At 32.9% G+C, this 5742-nt stretch carries 3 protein-coding genes; 1 reads left to right on the forward strand and 2 read right to left on the reverse strand.

All coding sequences use genetic code 11. From position 1 onward, the window contains the following. Positions 1-543 precede the first annotated feature (543 nt). A complete protein-coding gene (locus V5787_RS02010; RefSeq protein WP_336891616.1) occupies positions 544-876 on the reverse strand; it encodes a hypothetical protein in 333 nt (110 codons plus the stop codon). A gap of 648 nt (positions 877-1524) precedes the next feature. Here V5787_RS02010 and V5787_RS02015 point away from each other — a divergent pair. Next, on the forward strand, positions 1525-3393 hold the full coding sequence (locus V5787_RS02015; RefSeq protein WP_336891617.1) for a transposase: 1869 nt from the start codon (positions 1525-1527) through the stop codon (positions 3391-3393). A gap of 676 nt (positions 3394-4069) precedes the next feature. On the opposite strand, the gene V5787_RS02020 is transcribed toward V5787_RS02015, so the two are convergent. Continuing rightward, positions 4070-4681, reverse strand: coding sequence for a hypothetical protein (locus V5787_RS02020; protein ID WP_336891618.1), 612 nt, complete (start codon positions 4679-4681; stop codon positions 4070-4072). Positions 4682-5742: the final 1061 nt, after the last annotated feature.

Raw genomic sequence — 5742 nt, forward strand, 5'->3', positions numbered from 1 at the left:
TGGTTTCTTTTAATACGGAAACTACATTTAGACATCCCATATTTTTTCTATATCCGAATTGATGCTGGTCTAACTTTAGGTGTCAATTCATTCTTGGAAGCAAGCAATATTCGAACAATTTGAGCATATTAGATGATACCATAACTGGGCGGAAGTTATTTGATTCACATTTATTATTTTTAATAATGTAATAATTTTTAATCAATGGTCTAATTTCTCTGTATAACATTTTTTCCGGTAAGTAACCATGACAAACAAATGCAGAGAAGAGCTTTGCAATAAATTCTTTATATGTATTATTGACATTATTTAAATGCTGAGAATGAACTAAATCAAAACCAATACCATCTTTTAGTTTGTTTATTGCAAAATTGATATCTCAACTATAAAATTTACAGTTGTTTATATATGTTATATTATTAATTTTTTTCAATATATTATCATATGTTTTAGGTGTTGTTTGAGATAGTGGATCATCCAATATTGTTTTATATTTATTTTTAAATATATTTAAAATTTCATTTTTATCGGTTTTTCCATCAACTACATTAAATATTTCTTTATTTGTTTTTTAAGCGTTTTTATATCTTTACAAAAGTCAGATTTATTATTTTTTGCATATGATTTCAATAATTTTTCTTTTTTAATTTTAATTTCAGTTTCTTTACAGAATTTTAATGCTTTTTTAAAATTCGTCCGAGATTTTTTCATTTTTTCGTAATGAATGCCATACCGACATTTAAAATTTTCTTTACATTTAAGGAAGCTGTCGCGCGCGACCATGTGTAATTCAAGGCAGCGTTCATTCCATCCCAGAACCTTTATGAATTTTTTGTTTGCTTTAGCCCTTTCATGCCCAGTGTGTGAAATTTTCATCGTTAACTTTGGAAGCAATTTTAGACCTTATTTATAGGGTTATAAGGGTCATTTTTGCATCTACTGATTCAGCTGAGTGAAAAAATTGCGCTAAAACAAACAAAAAATGCATTCAGACGTTAGTAAGCATGTCAACTTAGTCGAAAGTAGGCGTTTCGTTCCTCTCTCTCGCAGCAGGTAGGTGTGGCTAAATACCTTTTTTTATAATATTATATAAAAATATACGTTTTATTTTCATAGTTGATATAAACATGTCAAAGGCTACAGCAAAGACACATTTATAGATAGCAATATAATTATAAACCATTTTATATATATTTATATGGATAAATCGAGTGTTTAGAAAGGATGTGTGAAATATTACACATTGGGTACAGTACAGTACTGAAACTCAGTAATGGTCAGCCAGCCATTGTTTTTATTTTGATAGGAGTAAATAATATAAATAATTACGAATTTTAGTATTTTGAAATATCTTCATAGGACTTATTCAACTAATTTTTATATTTCTGTAGTGGAAACCCACTATATATGTATATGTGGGTGTGTAAAATAGGCTTTTTATCCATATATCCTGATTGATATATATTATTTAGTCATATATAATATGGATAGATGATATGACTATATAATCAATATTTTTACAGTATGGAGGACCAAGCAAAACAAATTCCTTCAACAAGCAGACAAAACGATGAACGTTCTAATTTTAGAAACAATAAGAAATCTATGGATATAGCTTCAATTTTGAAAATAATTCTTTGTCCAAGTGGGGAGGATTCAGAGGATGAAAATGAAGAAGATGATGATTTAGCTCTTGAAACTGCTACTTATTCTTTACAAAAACTTGATAATAACTTTGAAAATGAGGAAGCAGAACATTTAATTCAGAACTTAGTAGCATCATCGCAGGTAGAAATTGAAGATAACTCCATAAGTGATGAAGAGGATGTTCCTCTCGCATCTCTTTTTCCTAATTGTAGAGAAAGGCCTGAAATGCAAAGAACTTCACGCTGGCGTAAAAGCAAATTTGATCAGCCGGAAGATACTTCATGGAAAGACAAACAGACTTTTGATGACTCTTGGAACAATTTTACTCCTCTTGAGTTCTTCTTACTTATATTTGATGAGAATACCATGAAACACATTGTGGAACAAACAAATATTTATGCACTACAGTCCAAAGGAAAGGAATTGAAATTAGAGCTAGTAGAACTAAAAACTTACTTAGGAATTTTAATGAAATTTGGAATAGTTCATACACCAAGTTATCGTTATTTTTGGAAAAATTCATCTCGATATAATCAAATTGCAGACTCAATGAGTCGTAACCGATTTGAAGAAATAAAATCCTTTCTACATTTCAATAACAATGCGTTACTCAAACCAAGGGATCATCCAGAACATGACAAGTTGCACAAAACTCGTCCAGTCATTGAAGCCATTAGAAATAATTGTCGCAAAATACCTCAGGAAGAACATCAAGCTATCGATGAACAGATCATTCCAACTAAAGCCCACTCTGCACTGAAGCAGTACAACCCAATGAAACCTCACAAATGGGGTTATAAAGTCATATCTAGAGCAGGAGCAAGTGGTTTTATTTATGATTTTTTGATTTATACAGGAAAAGGTTGCATTGAGGATTCAGAAAACATTGGAGTGTCCTCAGCTTATGTCATAAAGTTATCTGAAGATGTTCCAAGGAATAAGAATTATAAATTATTCTTTGACAATTGGTTTTCTTCTCTTCCTCTGGTGGAAGCACTAAATGATCGGGGAATATTATGTCTCTCTACTGTTAGGTCAAACAGGCTCAAAGGCATCAAGCTAAAAGAAGAAAAATATTTGAAAAAAGAGGGAAGGGGAAGTTATGACTTCAGTGTTGAACAAAATAGTCAAACAATTGCGATAAAGTGGTATGACAACAAAGCTGTCCATCTTTTATCAAATTATGCAGGGATTGAACCCACAGACGTATGTAAGAGATGGGATAGAAAAAGGAATCAAAGAATTGAAGTTACAAGACCATTAGCAGTGAAGGAATACAATAAATTCATGGGAGGAGTTGATCTTTCGGATATGTTGATTGAATTGTACAGAATTGACTTCAAATCTAAGAAATGGTACATGCGCATATTTTTCTACTTGCTAGATATGAGTGTAGTAAATGCTTGGTTATTGTATCGTCGAGTGCTACCTGTAAACCGTGCAAAAACTCTTTCTCTGCTTGAATTCAAAGAAGATGTAGCATCTGGTTTGATGGCAAGTGTACGAACTAAAAGAGGTAGGCCTTCTGAATCACCTGAAGTCAAACACCAAAAGAAGAGAGTTAGTTGCCATCCTGCTGATTCAATAAGACTAGATTCAATTTCCCATTGGCCAGAATGGATCGAACATCCTCAAAGATGTAAAAAATGTGTAAATGCCCAGTCAAAAATAATTTGTAGTAAATGTAGAGTAGCTTTGTGCTTTACAAAAAATAGAAATTGTTATTTAGATTACCATCAAAAATAGGTCAACAATGGTAGATAAAATTAAAACTATTATATTATAAGTTTTTTACAATTACTTATTATTTTGGAGAGGTTTATTATGCTAATGTTTAAAAAAAAATCTACCATTAGAAAAGTAAATCAAATTTTTTACTTTACTGTGCCTTACAATCCCAATGTGCAAAATTTAACACATTATTTATTTCATTAATTATAAATAATTAATTTTTAAAATACATATTTTTCAGTTATTATGGGTCTAAATAAACAACTTTTAAGTTCAAAATATTTTTTTTTACCCTTTATCTTAATTTGGGCATGAAAGGGTTAAATTCCATATTTTAAAGCTATTCATTATTGTTTTAATTAAATTCGGTTTCCACGTACACAGATCTGAACGCTACCGATATATACGTGTGTGTAAATTCGAATGATACAGTACAGGCGCTCAGATTTGTACATTTTGAATTTAAATTAGTTGTTAATTTAATTTTTAATACACCTAGTAATAATATATATTTTTCCAACGTGATCGCTTGTACAATTGCGATCACTGATTCAATATCTCTGGGGAAGCTCCAAAGGAGTGTTAGGTTTTTGCCGTTATATTTAGGCAATTTTAATGGATTAATATCTATTCTGGGGACCTCATTATTTAACGGTTGGTGAGAACTGTATCAGTCATTTGATACGTCATGTCACGGTACTATTTTAATTCTGGACAATTGGGGAATTCGGGTTTGATATGTAATAATTTGCACAAAGGCTGGGACATTTTGTGAGAAGGTTAGGTTATGTTGGGGCAAATTATTTGGATCAAATTCGGCCCAATTTGGCTCATTAGAGGGAAGGGTGGAAATCTGTTCCACAGGTTTTTTGCACTCAACATTATGGGAGAATAATTTTGCGTCTATATTTTCGATCGCATTTGGTTTGATTTGGGAGACGGGAAGATTAATTTTGGGTTCAATTGTTGCAGTGTTATATTGGCTACCTATGGATTCTGGATTTACATTAAAATTGGGTACTGTAGGTAACAAATTATCAATAACTACGGATGTAGTGCGTAAGGCACTACTTTCAGATAAAATGGTTTCTATTCTGGGTTCTATTTTTATTATAACTACGGATGTACTTATCCGCGTGTGGTGACTTTCTTCCGAAGTTGCCTCCACTTGTCCGATGCAGAGCGGCGGTGTTCCGACCCCCGGTTGACTCATCCACATCAGCGATACCGGACTTTCCGGTTCCTGTACGACTAGCTCATCGTCAATTATGGACTGCTCCAGAGCTTGTTCTGTTAAGAGCAACGCCCAGCTCTCTTCTTCAATTTTGAGATCCTCCTGTTGACATTTTAGTTCAAACTGAACTCTTTCATGTTGGAGGTGATTCTGCTTTTCGTGTCAGTCATTCAGGATGGCTTCTTGGGCATGGCATTGATTTTCTTCAAATAGAGCGTTTTCTACAGCTTGTCTTTGGGAGTTATACTCTTGGTGGGCCTTGGTTAGCCTCTGTTTCTCGCTGGAGGTGGCGTTTGTATTTCTAGCAGCTATAATTTCTAGATTACGTTGGGCAATTCTATTCATTAGTAGCGCCATGGTGAGATAGAAGAAGGGAACTTGTTTTGTTTCTCTATTCTGAGAATTCTGTAAAACTTTTTGTGGTGGGATCTATATTTTCGATATACGGGAATATTCGTTTTCGGCCATTGCCATATTCTACGGTGGGAATATTGAACTTTGTTTTGTTTCTCTATTCTGAGATTTCTGTAAAACTTTTTGTGGTGGGATCTATATTTTCGATATATAGGAACATTCGTCTTCGGCCATCGCCATATTCTATGGTGGGAATGGGAACTTTCTTTTGTTTCTCTATTTCTTTTATAGAAATTATGTTTCTATACTTTTATATAAACTATTAAGTCTGCCCGAACTAGAACAAGTTGCTTCTTTAACGGGAGATCTAACTCGAGTCGGCTTAGAGAAGAAGGTTAAAAGTGATTTTTGTAAATGGTTTAATCGACGGAAATCGTTTGTTTTTTTATACTATTTCGTCTATAGACTTCCCACGATCATTTGGGTTATAAATGATATTACTTCAAAGATTACACCTCTTGGTAGGTCAATAGATTCAATAGCCATGATTAAATATACGAAAGCTACCCAAGAATATTATTGACCTACCAAGAGGTGTAATCTTTGAAGTAATATCATTTATAACCCAAATGATCGTGGGAAGTCAATAGACGAAATAGTATAAAAAAACCAACGATTTCCGTTGATTAAACCATTTCCAAAAATCACTTTTAACCTTCTTCTCTAAGCCGACTCGAGTTAGATCTCCCGTTAAAGAAGCAACTCGTTCTAGTTCG

This window comes from Flavicella sp., from assembly GCF_037132785.1.
Taxonomy (GTDB): domain Bacteria; phylum Bacteroidota; class Bacteroidia; order Flavobacteriales; family Flavobacteriaceae; genus Flavicella.

Excerpts from the sequence above, each read along its gene's own strand:
- V5787_RS02010 (WP_336891616.1), bottom strand. The coding sequence starts at position 876 with ATGAAAATTTCACACACTGGGCATGAAAGGGCTAAAGCAAACAAAAAA.
- V5787_RS02015 (WP_336891617.1), top strand. The coding sequence starts at position 1,525 with ATGGAGGACCAAGCAAAACAAATTCCTTCAACAAGCAGACAAAACGAT.